This is a genomic window from Rothia sp. CCM 9416 (assembly GCF_048513535.1).
Taxonomy (GTDB): Bacteria; Actinomycetota; Actinomycetes; order Actinomycetales; family Micrococcaceae; genus Rothia.
Window position 1 is genome coordinate 66,408 of the sequence record NZ_JBLXXR010000002.1, and the last position, 14,315, is coordinate 80,722.

18 protein-coding genes are annotated in these 14,315 nt (G+C 55.3%); all 18 read left to right on the plus strand.

All coding sequences use genetic code 11. The features are described from left to right. The first annotated feature begins 312 nt into the window (after nucleotides 1-312). Nucleotides 313-621, plus strand: a complete 309-nt coding sequence (rpsJ, locus tag ACN080_RS01365) for a 30S ribosomal protein S10 (RefSeq protein ID WP_068169589.1) — start codon at nucleotides 313-315, stop codon at nucleotides 619-621. Between the two features lie 14 nt (nucleotides 622-635). Then, nucleotides 636-1,292 (plus strand): 50S ribosomal protein L3, encoded by a 657-nt coding sequence (gene rplC / locus ACN080_RS01370; RefSeq protein ID WP_419099290.1) that lies wholly within the window; start codon nucleotides 636-638, stop codon nucleotides 1,290-1,292. Between the two features lie 6 nt (nucleotides 1,293-1,298). After that, the gene (gene rplD / locus ACN080_RS01375) at nucleotides 1,299-1,922 is read left to right on the plus strand and encodes a 50S ribosomal protein L4 (protein WP_419099291.1); all 624 of its coding nucleotides are present in this window, start codon (nucleotides 1,299-1,301) and stop codon (nucleotides 1,920-1,922) included. After that, the gene (gene rplW, locus ACN080_RS01380) at nucleotides 1,922-2,233 is read left to right on the plus strand and encodes a 50S ribosomal protein L23 (RefSeq protein WP_419099292.1); all 312 of its coding nucleotides are present in this window, start codon (nucleotides 1,922-1,924) and stop codon (nucleotides 2,231-2,233) included. Before rplD ends, rplW begins: the two co-directional genes overlap by 1 nt. Nucleotides 2,234-2,272: 39 nt before the next feature. Further along, a complete protein-coding gene (rplB, locus tag ACN080_RS01385) occupies nucleotides 2,273-3,109 on the plus strand; it encodes a 50S ribosomal protein L2 (protein WP_419099293.1) in 837 nt (278 codons plus the stop codon). A gap of 12 nt (nucleotides 3,110-3,121) precedes the next feature. Then, nucleotides 3,122-3,403: a 30S ribosomal protein S19 gene (gene rpsS, locus ACN080_RS01390; RefSeq protein ID WP_083090719.1), complete on the plus strand. Its 282-nt coding sequence runs from the start codon at nucleotides 3,122-3,124 to the stop codon at nucleotides 3,401-3,403. 61 nt (nucleotides 3,404-3,464) lie between these two features. Next, nucleotides 3,465-3,830, plus strand: a complete 366-nt coding sequence (rplV, locus tag ACN080_RS01395) for a 50S ribosomal protein L22 (protein ID WP_419099294.1) — start codon at nucleotides 3,465-3,467, stop codon at nucleotides 3,828-3,830. Further along, entirely contained in the window at nucleotides 3,831-4,628 is a 798-nt protein-coding gene (rpsC, locus tag ACN080_RS01400) for a 30S ribosomal protein S3 (RefSeq protein WP_419099295.1), read from the plus strand. Then, complete coding sequence (gene rplP, locus ACN080_RS01405; RefSeq protein WP_135012890.1) at nucleotides 4,629-5,045, plus strand: 50S ribosomal protein L16; 417 nt, start codon at nucleotides 4,629-4,631, stop codon at nucleotides 5,043-5,045. A 2-nt stretch (nucleotides 5,046-5,047) separates the two neighbouring features. Then, on the plus strand, nucleotides 5,048-5,281 hold the full coding sequence (gene rpmC, locus ACN080_RS01410; protein WP_419099296.1) for a 50S ribosomal protein L29: 234 nt from the start codon (nucleotides 5,048-5,050) through the stop codon (nucleotides 5,279-5,281). A gap of 5 nt (nucleotides 5,282-5,286) precedes the next feature. Next, nucleotides 5,287-5,559 (plus strand): 30S ribosomal protein S17, encoded by a 273-nt coding sequence (gene rpsQ, locus ACN080_RS01415; RefSeq protein WP_419099297.1) that lies wholly within the window; start codon nucleotides 5,287-5,289, stop codon nucleotides 5,557-5,559. A 315-nt stretch (nucleotides 5,560-5,874) separates the two neighbouring features. Further along, nucleotides 5,875-6,741: an ABC transporter substrate-binding protein gene (locus tag ACN080_RS01420; protein WP_419112857.1), complete on the plus strand. Its 867-nt coding sequence runs from the start codon at nucleotides 5,875-5,877 to the stop codon at nucleotides 6,739-6,741. Between the two features lie 47 nt (nucleotides 6,742-6,788). After that, nucleotides 6,789-8,993 (plus strand): hypothetical protein, encoded by a 2,205-nt coding sequence (locus ACN080_RS01425; RefSeq protein WP_419112858.1) that lies wholly within the window; start codon nucleotides 6,789-6,791, stop codon nucleotides 8,991-8,993. Between the two features lie 40 nt (nucleotides 8,994-9,033). Next, entirely contained in the window at nucleotides 9,034-9,978 is a 945-nt protein-coding gene (locus tag ACN080_RS01430; RefSeq protein ID WP_419111567.1) for an LPXTG cell wall anchor domain-containing protein, read from the plus strand. A gap of 9 nt (nucleotides 9,979-9,987) precedes the next feature. Then, nucleotides 9,988-11,025: a FecCD family ABC transporter permease gene (locus ACN080_RS01435; RefSeq protein WP_419112859.1), complete on the plus strand. Its 1,038-nt coding sequence runs from the start codon at nucleotides 9,988-9,990 to the stop codon at nucleotides 11,023-11,025. Next, nucleotides 11,022-12,098, plus strand: coding sequence for a FecCD family ABC transporter permease (locus tag ACN080_RS01440; protein WP_419104863.1), 1,077 nt, complete (start codon nucleotides 11,022-11,024; stop codon nucleotides 12,096-12,098). Before ACN080_RS01435 ends, ACN080_RS01440 begins: the two co-directional genes overlap by 4 nt. Next, nucleotides 12,098-12,901 (plus strand): ABC transporter ATP-binding protein, encoded by an 804-nt coding sequence (locus ACN080_RS01445; protein WP_419112860.1) that lies wholly within the window; start codon nucleotides 12,098-12,100, stop codon nucleotides 12,899-12,901. Before ACN080_RS01440 ends, ACN080_RS01445 begins: the two co-directional genes overlap by 1 nt. Before the next feature lie 3 nt (nucleotides 12,902-12,904). Beyond that, complete coding sequence (locus ACN080_RS01450) at nucleotides 12,905-14,140, plus strand: alpha/beta hydrolase-fold protein (RefSeq protein WP_419112861.1); 1,236 nt, start codon at nucleotides 12,905-12,907, stop codon at nucleotides 14,138-14,140. Nucleotides 14,141-14,315: the final 175 nt, after the last annotated feature.

Here is a 14,315-nt window from a genome sequence, read left to right on the forward strand (position 1 = left end):
TTGAGTACGTTGTTCAAGCGTTTGCCCGCTGAAAGTAGCCAGATAGCAGTTCTGATAGATGGTGAAGGCAAACCCAAATATGACCCAATCGATCAGTTCGAGGGAATAGTGCGCGCTTTTTATGCATTGCATGGGCGACACGCCCGAGTTCGGGGGTCGGTGCCTCGGCAGGGTGAGGAACCCGGCAGATGCCGGATTCAGCCTGTTAGAGGCGGCGCGAAAGAAATGAAGATTCATCTCTTTACCTTAAGCGCCATAAAAAGGAGCAACCGCTCCGTTACAGGGAAGTAGACAAGAAAGAGAGTCCGACAGATGGCGGGACAGAAAATCCGCATCCGTCTGAAGTCATACGACCACGAGGTCATTGATTCTTCAGCTCGGAAAATCGTTGAGACAGTTACGCGTGCAGGCGCTACGGTAGTTGGCCCCGTGCCCCTACCCACCGAAAAGAACGTGTACTGCGTTATCCGTTCGCCTCACAAGTACAAGGACAGCCGCGAGCACTTTGAAATGCGCACGCACAAGCGTCTGATCGACGTCGTTGATCCGACCCCCAAGGCTGTTGATGCCCTCATGCGTCTTGACCTTCCGGCAGACGTAAACATCGAAATCAAGCTGTAGAGGATCGCATCTAAATGACTAACAAGTTCGAGCGCCAGGTTAAGGGCCTGCTGGGCACCAAGCTTGGCATGACCCAGGTCTGGGACGAAAACGGCAAATTCGTGCCCGTTACTGTCGTCAAGGCCGATTCAAACGTTGTTACCCAGCTGCGCAAGGCTGAAACCGATGGCTACGAAGCTATCCAGATCGGTTTCGGTGCTATCGAAGCTCGCAAGGTAACCAAGCCCCTCGCCGGTCACTTCGAGAAGGCGGGCGTAACTCCTCGCCGTCACCTCGTTGAACTCCGCACCTCAGACGCTGCAGAATACTCACTCGGTCAGGAACTGACCGTTGAGCTCTTCGAAGCTGGCCAGAAGGTTGACGTAGTAGGCAAGACCAAGGGTAAGGGCTTCGCCGGTGTTATGAAGCGTCACGGCTTCGCAGGTGTAGGTGCATCACACGGTGCCCACAAGAACCACCGTAAGCCCGGCTCAATCGGTGGCGCATCATACCCCGCACGCGTGTTCAAGGGTATGCGCATGGCAGGCCGTATGGGCGCTGCACGCCACACCACCATGAACCTCACTATTCAGGGTGTAGATGCAGAAAACAATGTTCTTTTGATCAAGGGCGCAATCCCCGGTCCTAAGGGCGGCGTTGTTCTGGTTCGCACCGCTGTGAAGGGAGCCTAATACACCATGGCTGTCAAGACCGTAAAGGTAGACCTGCCCGCTGATATCTTCGACGCTCAGGCATCTGTACCCCTGCTTCACCAGGTGGTAGTTGCCCAGCTCGCAGCAGCTCGTCAGGGTACTCACAAGACCAAGAACCGCGGCGAAGTTTCCGGCGCAGGCCGTAAGCCCTTCAAGCAGAAGGGTACCGGCCGTGCACGTCAGGGCTCCATTCGCGCCCCCCACATGACCGGTGGTGGCGTTGTACATGGCCCGACCCCTCGTAGCTACGCTCAGCGGACCCCCAAGAAGATGATTGCAGCTGCCCTGCGCGGCGCTCTCTCCGATCGCGCTCGTCACGATCGCGTTCACGTTGTCGAAACCCTGGTTGAAGGCCCCAAGCCTTCCACTAAGGCAGCTAAGGCAGCAATCGCAGAGATCACCAGCCGCAAGAACGCACTGGTTGTCATCGACCGCAAGGACGACCTGGTAGCACTGTCAGCACGCAACCTGGAGAACGTACACGTTATCTACGCAGATCAGCTGAACACCTACGATGTTCTGATCTCAGATGACGTTATCTTCACCAAGGATGCCTACGACGTATTTGTCGCAGTTGCTTCCAAGGCCAAGAAAGAGGCTGCTAAGTAATGTCTGTTACCACCTCAACTTTCAAGGATCCCCGCGACGTGATTATCGCTCCCGTCGTGTCGGAAAAGAGCTATGGGCAGCTCGACGAAGGTAAGTACACCTTCCTCGTAGACCCCCGCTCCAACAAGCTGGAAATCAAGCAGGCCATCGAGACCATCTTCGATGTCAAGGTTGCTTCCATCAACACCGCCAACCGTGCAGGCAAGCGCAAGCGCACCCGCCACGGTTGGGGTGCTCGTAAGAACACCAAGCGTGCGATTGTAACCCTCAAAGAAGGCGCAATCGACCTCTTCGGCGGTCCGGCAGCATAGGCTCCGGAGACCACTTTAGCGAAGGAAAGAAATATCTAAATGGGTATTCGTAAACACAAGCCGACGACCCCGGGTCGCCGTGGCTCGAGCGTATCAGATTTCGCAGAAATCACCCGCTCAACCCCGGAAAAGTCCCTGGTCCGTCCGCTCCCCAAGAAGGGCGGCCGTAACAACACCGGTCGCATCACCACCCGTCACAAGGGTGGTGGACACAAGCGCCAGTACCGTCTGATCGACTTCCGTCGTCACGACAAGGACGGTGTTGACGCACGCGTTGCACACATCGAGTACGATCCCAACCGTACCGCTCGCATCGCACTGCTCCACTACGTTGATGGCACCAAGCGTTACATCATCGCCCCCAACAAGCTTGCTCAGGGCGACATCGTTGAGTCAGGTCCCGCGGCCGATATTAAGCCCGGCAACAACCTGCCCCTGCGTAACATCCCTGTGGGTACCGTGATCCACGCTGTTGAGCTCCGCCCCGGTGGCGGTGCCAAGATGGGCCGCTCAGCTGGCGCATCTATCCAGCTGGTTGCAAAGGAAGGTAAGTACGCTCAGCTGCGTCTGCCCTCCGGCGAAATCCGCAACGTTGATGTCCGTTGCCGCGCAACCGTTGGTTCGGTTGGTAACGCTGAGCAGTCAAACATCAACTGGGGTAAAGCAGGCCGTAACCGCTGGAAGGGCATCCGCCCGACCGTTCGCGGTGTCGTCATGAACCCCGTTGACCACCCCCACGGTGGTGGTGAGGGTAAGACCTCAGGTGGCCGTCACCCGGTTAACCCCAACGGTAAGCCCGAGGGCCGCACCCGCCGCCCCAACAAGGAAAGCGACAAGCTCATTGTTCGTCGCCGTCGTACTGGCAAGAAGCGCTAAGGAGCCTGAAACATGCCTCGTAGTTTGAAGAAGGGCCCTTTCGTTGATCAGCACCTTTTTGTAAAGGTTGCAGCTCAGAACGAGAAGGGCACCAAGAACGTTATCAAGACTTGGTCCCGCCGCTCGATGATTATTCCCGACATGCTCGGTCATACCATCGCAGTGCACGACGGACGCAAGCACGTACCCGTGTTCATCACTGAGTCCATGGTCGGACACAAGCTCGGCGAGTTTGCACCGACCCGTACTTTCCGTGGCCACGTTAAGGACGACCGCAAGGGCAAGCGTCGCTAAGAACGGGTAACCGTTTTTAGATACGTTTCCCTTTCGGCAATAGACGAAAGAGAGATAGGCAATGGAAGCCAAGGCAACTGCGTCGTACGTACGCGTTACGCCTATGAAGGCACGCCGCGTCATCAACCTTATCCGTGGCAAGCAGGCGGAAGAGGCTCTGGCGATTCTGAAGTTCGCTCCTCAGGGCGCTTCAGAACCGGTATACAAGATCGTTGCATCAGCTGTTGCAAACGCTCGCCAGAAGGCAACCCAGCAGGGTCTGCCCTTCAAGGAAGAGGAGCTGTTCATCAGCGAAGCATACGCGAACGAAGGTCCCACCATGAAGCGATTCCAGCCTCGTGCCCAGGGCCGTGCGTTCCGCATCAACAAGCGCACCAGCCACATCACCGTGGTAGTTGCTACCCCGGAGAAGGAGGAGGGCCGCTAAATGGGTCAGAAAATTAACCCCAACGGTTTCCGACTTGGTATCACCACCAACCACGTTTCAAAGTGGTTCGCTGACTCCAACAAGGAAGGCGAACGCTACGCAGACTACGTTCGCGAAGATGTAAAGATTCGTGAACTCCTGTCAAAGGGTATGGAACGCGCAGGCATCGCAAAGGTTGAGATCGAGCGTACCCGTGACCGTGTTCGTGTGGACATCCACACCGCACGCCCCGGTATCGTTATCGGCCGCCGCGGCGCCGAAGCAGACCGTATCCGTGGCGAGCTCGAGAAGCTCACCGGCAAGCAGATTCAGCTGAACATCCTCGAGGTTGCTAACCCCGATCTGTCAGCTCAGCTGGTTGCCCAGGGCATCGCAGAGCAGCTTGCTTCACGCGTAGCATTCCGCCGCGCAATGAAGAAGGCAATCCAGTCCGCACAGCGTGCAGGTGCTAAGGGTATCCGTATCCAGTGCTCCGGCCGTCTGGGTGGCGCTGAAATGTCACGTTCAGAGTTCTACCGCGAAGGCCGTGTGCCCCTGCACACCCTGCGTGCGAACATCGACTACGGTTTCTTCGAAGCAAAGACCACCTTCGGCCGTATTGGCGTCAAGGTATGGATCTACAAGGGTGACCTCACCGACAAGGAGCTTGCTGCACAGCAGGCTTCTGGTAACCGTCGCGGCAACAACCGTGGTGGCGACCGTCGTCGTGCAGGTGGCCGTGGGCCCCGCCGTGAACGTCGTTCCGACAACGCTTCAGCACCCGCTGAAGCAAAGACTGCAGAAAACGGTGAGGCATAAATGCTAATTCCCCGTCGAGTTAAGTACCGCAAGCAGCATCACCCCAAGCGTTCAGGTATGGCTAAGGGTGGCACCGAGGTAGCGTTCGGTGAGTGGGGCATTCAGGCTCTGACTCCCGCATACGTCACCAACCGTCAGATTGAAGCTGCACGTATTGCAATGACCCGTCACATCAAGCGTGGCGGTAAGGTTTGGATCAATATTTATCCCGACCGTCCGCTAACCAAGAAGCCTGCTGAAACCCGTATGGGTTCCGGTAAGGGTTCACCCGAATGGTGGGTCGCAAACGTAAAGCCCGGTCGAGTTATGTTCGAACTCTCCGGTGTATCCGAAGAAGTGGCTCGCGAAGCTATGCGCCTCGCAATCCACAAGCTCCCGATGAAGGCACGCGTTGTGCGTCGCGAAGGTGGTGAATAGAAATGGCAGTTGGATCAAAGGATCTGAGCATCGACAACCTCGCAGAGCTCTCCAACGAGAATCTGGTAGAGAAGCTGCGTGCGTCGAAGGAGGAGCTATTCAACCTCCGTTTCCAGGCAGCCACTGGTCAGCTTGAAAATCCCGGTCGTATCCGCTCGGTCAAGCGCGACATTGCACGTATTTACACTGTGCTTCGCGAACGCGAGCTCGGTATTCGTCCCGCAACCGAAGGTTAAATCACATGAGTGAAGTAAAGACTGAAGAGCGCGGCTACCGCAAGACTCGCCGCGGCTACGTTGTGTCCGACAAGATGGACAAGACTGTAGTCGTTGAGGTCGAGGACCGCGTGAAGCACGCACTGTACGGCAAGGTTATGCGCCGTAGTTCCAAGATCAAGGCACACGATGAGCAGAACACTGCTGGTATTGGTGACCTGGTTCTCTTGGCTGAGACCCGTCCGCTATCCGCTACCAAGCGCTGGCGCGTCGTGGAGATCATCGAAAAGGCTAAGTAAGCCCTAGAGATGAGTCAGACCTGGTGCTGACTTTTCAAGGTGCCCTTTCCCATTATTATTTGGGGGAGGGCACCTTTTTGCGCCCTGCTTCTGCTTGAAGCCCATGACTCAATAAAGTAAGGTAAGGCTTAGCTTATTATCCCAACCACTTTCTGAGGCTTCACTTTGTTACCCCTTAATAGACGTACTTTTTTTCTGACAACAGGTTTAGCGGCAGCAAGCGGGCTTACCGCCTGCTCACAGGCGGAGACCTCATCGGCCGCTCAGTCTGGTGCCAGCCGGATCGTAGTAGATGTTGAAGGTAATGAGGTCAGGTTGCCTGAGCGCCCTCAGAAAGTAGTGACTCTCTCTGAACCGACCCTAGATGCGGCCTTGGCCTTAGGGGTTATGCCGGCGGGTACAGTTTCAGGCAGGGGGCAGGCAACAGTACCCCACTATCTTCAAGATAAAGCAGCAGATATTAAAATCCTGGGTTCTGTCTCGGAGCTCAACTATGAGGCCATTGGGGCTCTTAAGCCAGATTTGATCTTGGCTGATGGCACCAGTATCAATAACCGGCCCGATGTTCTGGATATTTTAAAGGCCATAGCTCCCTTGGTTTTTTGTGGGTATGCCGGTGGTCCGTGGCAGACCAATCTGGACTTTGTGGCCCAGGCACTGAATCTGCAAGATCGGGGCCAGCAGGTTAAAGATGAATATGCCCAGCTGACACGTTCTTTAGCCCAAGAACTTGCCCCTCAATACTCGGATAAAACCTTTTCTGTAGTTCGCTGGCAGGGGGGCGGGCCCTCTCTGATTCTTAAGGAACTACCGGCCGGTCAGGTGCTTTCAGACCTTAAATTGGCCAGACCTGCTGGTCAGGATCGTTTGGGTAGGGGGCATTCTGAACCTGTATCCCTGGAGAACCTATCTCTCATTGATGCTGACTATATGTTTTTTGGCACCTTGGGTGGTGCCAGCCAAGATAACCCCCACTCCGAGACCGGGGCTGATCGTCAGGGCGCGCAAGTAGCTTTAGAGGCTGCTCAAGAGACATCAGGCTTTACCGATCTCAAAGCCTATCGTCAGGACCATATTATTTTGGTTGACGGCTCGCTATGGACATCAACAGGTGGTCCCTTGCTCATGAAGGGAATTGCTGAGAATATCCGTGAGGTATTACTGACAGATTCTGCCCGGTAGATTCTCAAGGTCCCTAGAAAATAACGAGCGTTAGGTAAGAATTCGTGATGAGTCAAAACTCTCCCAAAGCTATTCGAGGGCGTCGCTACCTAGCCGCGCTTACTCTTTCATCGGGTTTGGTCCTCTGTCCTGCCCTGGTGCAACCCAGTATAGATCCCTCTGGACTAGGCTTAGGTGCTCATGCGCTGGAGGCCAGCCCGCAGGTAGAGGTCACTAGCCCCGAGGGGGCTACAGTCAAAGGGCCAGATTCCATAAAATTTGGGCAGACTATAGAGGTGACCGGTAGCGGCTGGCTACACCCAGAAGGGGGTGGTTCTACCATTACCCTCAAGGCAGACAAGAGGGGTTTGACCCGGGGCGGCAGTGATATCCTCAAAACTTTTACGGCGGAGGACGATGGTAGCTTCAAGCTCACTCTCGACTACCCCAGCCTGGCTAACGGTTTTGATCAAGAGTGGGAGCCAGGCTCTGAGCATATTTTCCATTTTCTGACAGGTTCAGGCAAGGCCGGGGATGCTATGCGAGCCCTGGTACTACCGGTAACCATTGAAGGCGAGCCTGATTCGCCGGCCCCTGCCCCTGATACCAGCCAATGGACCAAGCTAAGCGCCGGTCAGGCCTCGCTGTTCATTAAGCCCTACCAATCTGGTGAAAAAATCCGGGTGCGGGGCCAGGGCTGGGTTAAAGGCCAAGGTCAGGGCGGGTCCGTCGTAGCCCTCAAACTGGCCTCCGGTCAGGATACTTTCTACGAGAGGGCAGATAACAGTGCCCAAAACGCCTATCTGAGAACCCTGGGGCAAGCTGAGCTGGGGGAGGACCGGACTATTTGGGCACTGCTAACAGATGATGCGTCGGTGGCTAATCCTCAAGAGGGCATCTATCTCATCAGTTCAGATGGTTCCTTTGATCTAGAGCTAGAGGTGCCAGAACCCTTGCGCCAGGCCCAAGCTGGGCAGTATCTGGCAGTCCAGACCCTTTCTGGTCGCTTTGCCCCCGGAGATACCCGGCGTTCAGCTCGTTCTGAGCCGGTGCCGGTTAATGGGCTTGCCTCTCAGGAGGGGAAGAAGGATGACCAGGTCACTTGCCAGACCGAGCAGGCCTCACCTTCGGCCCGGCTGGCCCAAAAGACGGTTCAGGCAGGCGGTAGCTTGCACCTGCTGGGGCAGGGCTGGTGTAACCCCCAAGGTAAGGGAGCACCCCGTATAGCGGTTAAGATTGATGATGCCGCTATCTCGCACCGAGATACGGCGATTCATAGCAATAAGACTATCTGGGCGATTATCGAACCTGACCCCAAAACCGGAGAAATTGATACCTGGATTCAGCTTCCTGCCGCTGATGGCAGTGACTCAGAACCGGGACTCTCTGAGGGAGCTCACAGCTTACGGCTCTTGGCAGGTTCGCTTCAAGCTGGTGACATGAGGGTTTCCTACGGTGGAACTGGCACCCTGGACTTTATCGTCGGTAAGTATGCTCCCACCAGAATGCCTGATGTGCTTAGTGAAGAGGAGATTACCTCTAGCCCCCGCAATGAGGTCATGGTTAAGCGAGATGACCTCAAGATTTCTGTGACAGTTCCCCAAGCAGAGCCCGGCCAGTGGGTAAGGGTCAATCCCTACCTGGGTGGTTCGATTCGAGCACGCTGGGGCAGTACATGGCAACAGCTAGATCAAGACAGAAGCATCCACTACTCCATGCCTGAGAGTTTGGCAGCAGGGGATTACAAGTTTGTCGTCCAGAGCGGTGATCAAGAGAGCTTTGGCAAATTGATGGGGTGGGCCAGCCTTAAAGTAGCGCAAGAGTCCCAGGATACTGGTAAGTCAGCTACCTGGAGCAAGGTGCTAGCCGGTGGCAATGCTGTGCAGGCTACTGGACTGAGCAGGGCTAGTGTGGGAACCCAACTTGGTGTCACGAGTCAGGCTGGTGTCTTGGGCAGGGTCCAAAATCCAGCCGCTGGTGGGCTGACAGGCGCTAACAACAGTAGTTCTCAACTGAGCAGGATTGTTCGCGTGGCTCCTGCCCCAGCCCAGGTCAAGCAGGCACCTCAAGACTCTAAAAAACCCGCGCCCTCAGCTTCGGATCGGGTCCTACAGGCCCCCCAATCCGCGAGAGTTGAGCCGGCTCAGGACCCGCTCATTAGCCAAGAGACGGTCGAACCGGGTGCCGATATGTCTCTTTTCAATAATCTGCTCTTGCTCGCTGGCGCGCTCCTTGTGCTTGTTGTGGTCTTGCTACCGCGCAAGAAACAGTAGACCTCCTTGCCTAAAATTTTCGGATAGAAAGACAAAAAACATGCCTCTACAAACCTCCATGAGAAAGCTGCTAGCAGCTACGGTTCTTGGCTCAACTCTTGTTTTCAGTGCCCCTCAGGCCCTGGCCATCCCACCGGGTGGGGCTAGCGCCAATACCCCAGGTACTTCTTCAACGGTTACTCCTGGTAGCCTGCGTGCTGGTGACACTATCAGCTTCACTGTCTCGGGTTTCCCTGCCAACGAGCAAGTCAACGTCAAAATTGATAACGGGGACGCCTGCCCCTCTGACTCCCCTCAGGGGGCCTGCGTGGTTCACCAACTAAAAACGGATTCCCAGGGCAAGGCCTCGGGCTCCTTTGTGCTGTCGCGGGAATTAGCACCCGGCCAACATACCCTACGGTTCCTGGCTACAGAGATTATCTATAACTCCGATGGACAACAAAACGGAACGAGGGGATATTCAAACCAGTCCCCGGCCTTCACCATTGAGAGCGGGGAGCAGGACTCCCAGGGTGGCTCCTCGGGTGGGCAGGCAGCTCCCGGTGATAAGGGGCAGGCAGGTCAAGGCCAGAACTCCGGGGGCCAGAATCAAGGCCAGCAGAATGCGGGCTCTAATAGCGGGACCTCTGGAACCTCCCAGGGGCGAACCGACAGCGGGCAGACAGATGGCAATGGCAGCGGCCAAGAGGATGTTATCTATCAGGATGCTGAGGGCAACCAAATTAGCAAAGAGGAGTATGATGCCCTCATGAAAGAGCAGGAGCAAGGCCAGCCTTCAGCATCGGCTTCGGGTTCTGCCTCCGCTTCGGCTTCAAGCTCCGCTTCTGCTTCGCCTGATCCCTCTGCTTCGGCCAGTTCGGTAGCCCAGGACCAGCCAGCTAGCCAGAAGCAGCAAGAAGGTTCTCTTCCCTGGATCGGCATCATTGGCTTGAGCCTAGCGGCCTTGGTTGCTGGCTTTGTCCTATGGCGTCGTCGCCAGGCCTAAGCATCATCAATGGCCAATTACGCAAAAGCTATCATGGGAGATGTACAGCGGCCGGTCATCGGTAAGCGCTCTGTGTGGTGGTTCCTGTTGTTCTTGACCCTGCTTGGGATCAGTATCGCTTTATCACTTTTTTGGGGCTCGCACCAGCTAGATAGCAGTACTGTCCTCCAGGTGCTTGGGGGGCAGGGCCCAGATCAAGCTCAGAAGATTATTTGGGAACAGCGCATCCCCCGCACGGGCCTAGCCCTGGTCTGCGGAGCTGCTTTGGCTCTAGCCGGGTCCTTGATGCAGTCTTTGACTCGTAACCCCTTGGCAGAACCGGGCCTACTGGGCATCAACGCGGGAGCTTCGGTTGCCGTTGTCCTTTCTGTGGTTTTATGGGGAGCTGCCGGTATATATAGGTATATGGGAGCCGCTCTGGTGGGGGCCTGCCTGGCTACCTTAGCTGTTTATCTGCTGGGGCGGGGGGCTCGGTCCTCCATTATCAGACTGGCGCTGGCAGGGGTGGCTTTATCGGCTGCTCTGAGTGCTCTTAATCAGGCCCTGATCCTATCTAACCAAGAAGCCTATGACGAGTTTAGATTCTGGGTTGCCGGTTCTCTTCAGGGGCGGGGGAGCGATATATTCTTAGCGCTCAGTCCTTTGCTGGGCCTGGGTTTTCTCCTTGCTTTCTGGGTTACCCCGGCTATCAATGCACTGGCTATGGGTGAGGAGAGCGCTATATCTTTGGGGGTCAACCTGAAGAAAACTTATTTCCTGACTCTGGTTGTTGTGACACTGCTGGCAGGTTTGGTGACGGCTGCTATTGGTCCTATAGCTTTTGTCGGTCTAGCCGTTCCCTATATGGTGAGATATTTCGTAGGTAATGATCTTCGGTGGGTTAACTTAGGCTCCATGATTTTGGGTCCCTGCTGGCTTCTGAGTGCAGATGTTCTGGCTCGCCTGATCTTCGCGCCCCAGGAGACCCATGTGGGCATCATAGCTACCCTGGTCGGGGCCCCCTTTTTTGTGATCATGATGAGCCGCCGTAAAGAGGTGGTCCTATGAGTCTGACCCAGCAACGCGGTCTACATATCAGCAGAGCGCGGGATCTGGCGGGCAGGCCGGTCCTGGCCGTATCTGGCCTGATGAACTTTCAGCTGCCCCTGCGGCTGGCTTTCTACAACCTCTGCCTCTACCTACTGATTCTCGCCCTTGGCCTTTGGGCTTTGACTCAGGGAGATTATGACCTGTCTCCCGCTCAGGTTCTTCAGGCCCTCAAAGGTGGTTCTGATGATGCCTTAGCTAGCTATTTTGTGAGAGAAGTAAGAGCTCCCCGAATTGTTGCTGCTCTCTTAGTAGGCCTAGCCCTGGGAGTTTCCGGCGCTATCTTTCAGATTATTTCCGGTAACTCGCTGGGCTCCCCAGATATCATTGGTTTTACCTATGGTGCGGCTACAGGCGCACTGATCAACATCATTATTTTTGATGCTGGCCCCTTAGGGATAGCCTGTGGCGCTATTAGCGGTGGCTTGGTCAGCTCTCTCATCGTTTGGTTTTTGACACGTCAAACAGGGCTTCGCGGTACCCGTCTGGTCTTGATTGGGCTGGGTTTAGGGGCCACTCTTTCGGCCTTGAATGCTCTCTTGGTGGTAGGGGCCTCCCTCACTCAGGCTCAAACTGCTGCCTCATGGATGGCGGGGAGCCTCAACACCATGAATTGGGGAAAAATCAGTTTCTTGGCTCTGGGACTGGTCATTTTGCTTCCCCTGAGCTGGAGCCTGAGCAGGCCCCTGGGCTCTCTTACCTTTGGCGGGCAGATTGCGGTAGGGCTGGGTGTTCCTCTGACAAAGGTCAGGGTTACAGCACTTTTCGTAGGAGTTTTGCTTGTCTCCCTTGCTACGGCAGTGACCGGTCCTTTGGCTTTTGTGGCCTTGGCTGCACCGCATCTGGCCCGAAAAATTACTAGAGTCCAGGGTGCCGGGCTGGCAAGTGCAGCAGCTACTGGGGCTTGCCTGGTACTCCTATCGGATCTTATCGGTCAATACGCCTTCAGGGCCCCTCTACAGGTGGGGGTCGTTACCGGTGCCTTAGGCGGTATATATTTGGTCTACCTGATTGCTATGGAAGGAAAGCGCTGATGGTGCTAGCTCAGCCCGAATCGAGACTTCAGGCTCGGGACCTCTGCCTTGGCTACGGGGCTCAGGCTGTTCTTGAAGGTGTGGACTTGGATGTTCTCGAAGGAGAGCTTACGGTCATTCTTGGCCCTAATGCCTGCGGAAAATCTACCCTTCTCAAAGCACTGTCAAGAGTATTGATACCTCAAGGAGGGCGGGTTCTCTTAGACCAGGAACTGATGCAATCGCTCAAATCGAAAGATATTGCCCGGGTTCTAGCTATGTTGCCGCAAACACCGGATATTCCTGCAGGTGCGACTGTTGCGGATATTGTGGCTAGGGGCCGTTACCCCCACCAGGGTTTTCTGAAAACCTGGTCCGCTCAAGACCAAGAAATATGTACTCAAGCTATGGCCTCAGCTCAGGTTTTAGATTTGGCTGAGCGCAGTATCGAAGAGCTTTCTGGGGGGCAACGCCAGCGGGTCTGGATTGCTATGACCCTGGCGCAGCAGACCCCCCTGGTTCTCCTCGATGAGCCAACTACCTATCTTGATATCACCCATCAAATAGAAGTGCTTAATCTGACTCGGGAACTGTACCGGCAGGGGAGTACTGTGGTGGTGGTTCTTCACGACCTTAATCTAGCTTTTCGGTACGCTACACACGTAGTCTTGATGCGTTCCGGTAAAATTCTTGCCCAAGGGGACCCTCGCCAGATTGTGACTGAGAGCCTTATCAAAGAAGTGTACGGTCTAGATTCCCTGGTCATTGAAGACCCCTGCTCCGGTACGCCCCTGGTTATTCCTACCTTCTCTCAGGGGGCCTAGCCCATGAAGAGTCACCCCACTCCGCCCAAGATACCCCGTCCTCTGCCAGCACCGCGGGTCAGCTCGCCCTTGCTAGGTGCCCTCCTGGACCGGTTAGGGCCAGCAGATACTGCAAGCCTGAATCATGAGCTTGAAGCGCTGACGGCTCAAGGAACACCTCTGGTAGAGACACCTCCTGCCGAAGCCACAGCAGCTGATGAACAGATAGTTACCTTCCTGTACAAGCACCCTTCTGCTCAGCGAGTGCTGATCTTTATCAATCGCTTGACCGATGAACGGAATCTAGCTGATTCTCTGATGGAACCGGTGGGCCAGTCATCATACTTTGCCATTAGCTTTCGTATGAAGAAGGATTGGCGGGCCTCCTATTGTTTTATCGTTCAGGAGCTTGATCGTGCAGCTCCTTGGGAAGCTGCTTTCAATCAGTGGCAGCTCCGGCAGGCTCTGGATGAAGGGGTTACTGATCCCCACAACCCCCTACGCTGTCTAAATAGTCGTGGCCGGGAACTCTCGGTTGTACAACTAGAGCAGGCGCCCTTACAACCCTACCTCTCTGACTCCCAGCCGCATGAGTCTGCCTGGTTGAGGACCAGTGGAGGCCGTCAATATTTTATATGTAGGTTGGGCCAACTTGAGCCTGGATCGCCTATTGTCTGCCTTCTGGATGGGGAACAATGGTTGTCTATGGGGCTTAAGGGAATGCTGATGGCAGCCCACCAGGATAAGTACCTGCCCTCCTGCCTGTTCATTTTTGTCCACTCAGGGGGGCGGGAGCAACGTTGGCAAGAGCAGGCCGGTGATTTCCCATTTGCTGACTTCCTGGCTGATGAGTTACTTGTTGAGGCACTTGAAGGCACAGCACAGAAACTGGGGGAGCAAGAGGTTGTCGTGGTGGGCCAGTCCCTAGGTGGCCTTTCTGCGCTTTTGGCGGTACTTAAACGCCCTGATGTTTTCACTGCGGCATGCGCCCAGTCGGCCTCGCTCTGGCAGGAGATAGCCTTTAGCCAGCTGGAGGATGCCAGTCAAGACCAAGCCCTTTCTCCTAGACATCGCTTATTCCTGGAGGTGGGGGAGCAAGAGTGGGTGCTATTACCAGCCCACGAACGTTTTGTCACTCGTGCCCGTGAACTGGGTGTCATGGTGGACTATCAGACCTATAACGGAGGGCATGATTATGCCTGCTGGCGAGGTTCGCTGATCCCGGCTTTGCGCCGCCTGCTCCATGAAGGGTTGAAATAGTACAGTATTTTCTTTCCTAATTCAATCAGGATTAAAAGGTTACCCTGATTTTTAAATCAGGTTGAAATAAGTTAGAAATTAGGTAATCCTTAATTGGGGCTCGACGGGTGAAGAATGCCAAACTCGATGCCCTGTCAATGCACAGTACATGAGGCCTCCGGCCTTAGTCTCCTAA

Coding starts and splice junctions, on each gene's coding strand:
- rpsJ (WP_068169589.1), top strand. CDS start 313: ATGGCGGGACAGAAAATCCGCATCCGTCTGAAGTCATACGACCACGAG.
- rplC (WP_419099290.1), top strand. CDS start 636: ATGACTAACAAGTTCGAGCGCCAGGTTAAGGGCCTGCTGGGCACCAAG.
- rplD (WP_419099291.1), top strand. CDS start 1,299: ATGGCTGTCAAGACCGTAAAGGTAGACCTGCCCGCTGATATCTTCGAC.
- rplW (WP_419099292.1), top strand. CDS start 1,922: ATGTCTGTTACCACCTCAACTTTCAAGGATCCCCGCGACGTGATTATC.
- rplB (WP_419099293.1), top strand. CDS start 2,273: ATGGGTATTCGTAAACACAAGCCGACGACCCCGGGTCGCCGTGGCTCG.
- rpsS (WP_083090719.1), top strand. CDS start 3,122: ATGCCTCGTAGTTTGAAGAAGGGCCCTTTCGTTGATCAGCACCTTTTT.
- rplV (WP_419099294.1), top strand. CDS start 3,465: ATGGAAGCCAAGGCAACTGCGTCGTACGTACGCGTTACGCCTATGAAG.
- rpsC (WP_419099295.1), top strand. CDS start 3,831: ATGGGTCAGAAAATTAACCCCAACGGTTTCCGACTTGGTATCACCACC.
- rplP (WP_135012890.1), top strand. CDS start 4,629: ATGCTAATTCCCCGTCGAGTTAAGTACCGCAAGCAGCATCACCCCAAG.
- rpmC (WP_419099296.1), top strand. CDS start 5,048: ATGGCAGTTGGATCAAAGGATCTGAGCATCGACAACCTCGCAGAGCTC.
- rpsQ (WP_419099297.1), top strand. CDS start 5,287: ATGAGTGAAGTAAAGACTGAAGAGCGCGGCTACCGCAAGACTCGCCGC.
- ACN080_RS01425 (WP_419112858.1), top strand. CDS start 6,789: ATGAGTCAAAACTCTCCCAAAGCTATTCGAGGGCGTCGCTACCTAGCC.
- ACN080_RS01430 (WP_419111567.1), top strand. CDS start 9,034: ATGCCTCTACAAACCTCCATGAGAAAGCTGCTAGCAGCTACGGTTCTT.
- ACN080_RS01435 (WP_419112859.1), top strand. CDS start 9,988: ATGGCCAATTACGCAAAAGCTATCATGGGAGATGTACAGCGGCCGGTC.
- ACN080_RS01440 (WP_419104863.1), top strand. CDS start 11,022: ATGAGTCTGACCCAGCAACGCGGTCTACATATCAGCAGAGCGCGGGAT.
- ACN080_RS01445 (WP_419112860.1), top strand. CDS start 12,098: ATGGTGCTAGCTCAGCCCGAATCGAGACTTCAGGCTCGGGACCTCTGC.
- ACN080_RS01450 (WP_419112861.1), top strand. CDS start 12,905: ATGAAGAGTCACCCCACTCCGCCCAAGATACCCCGTCCTCTGCCAGCA.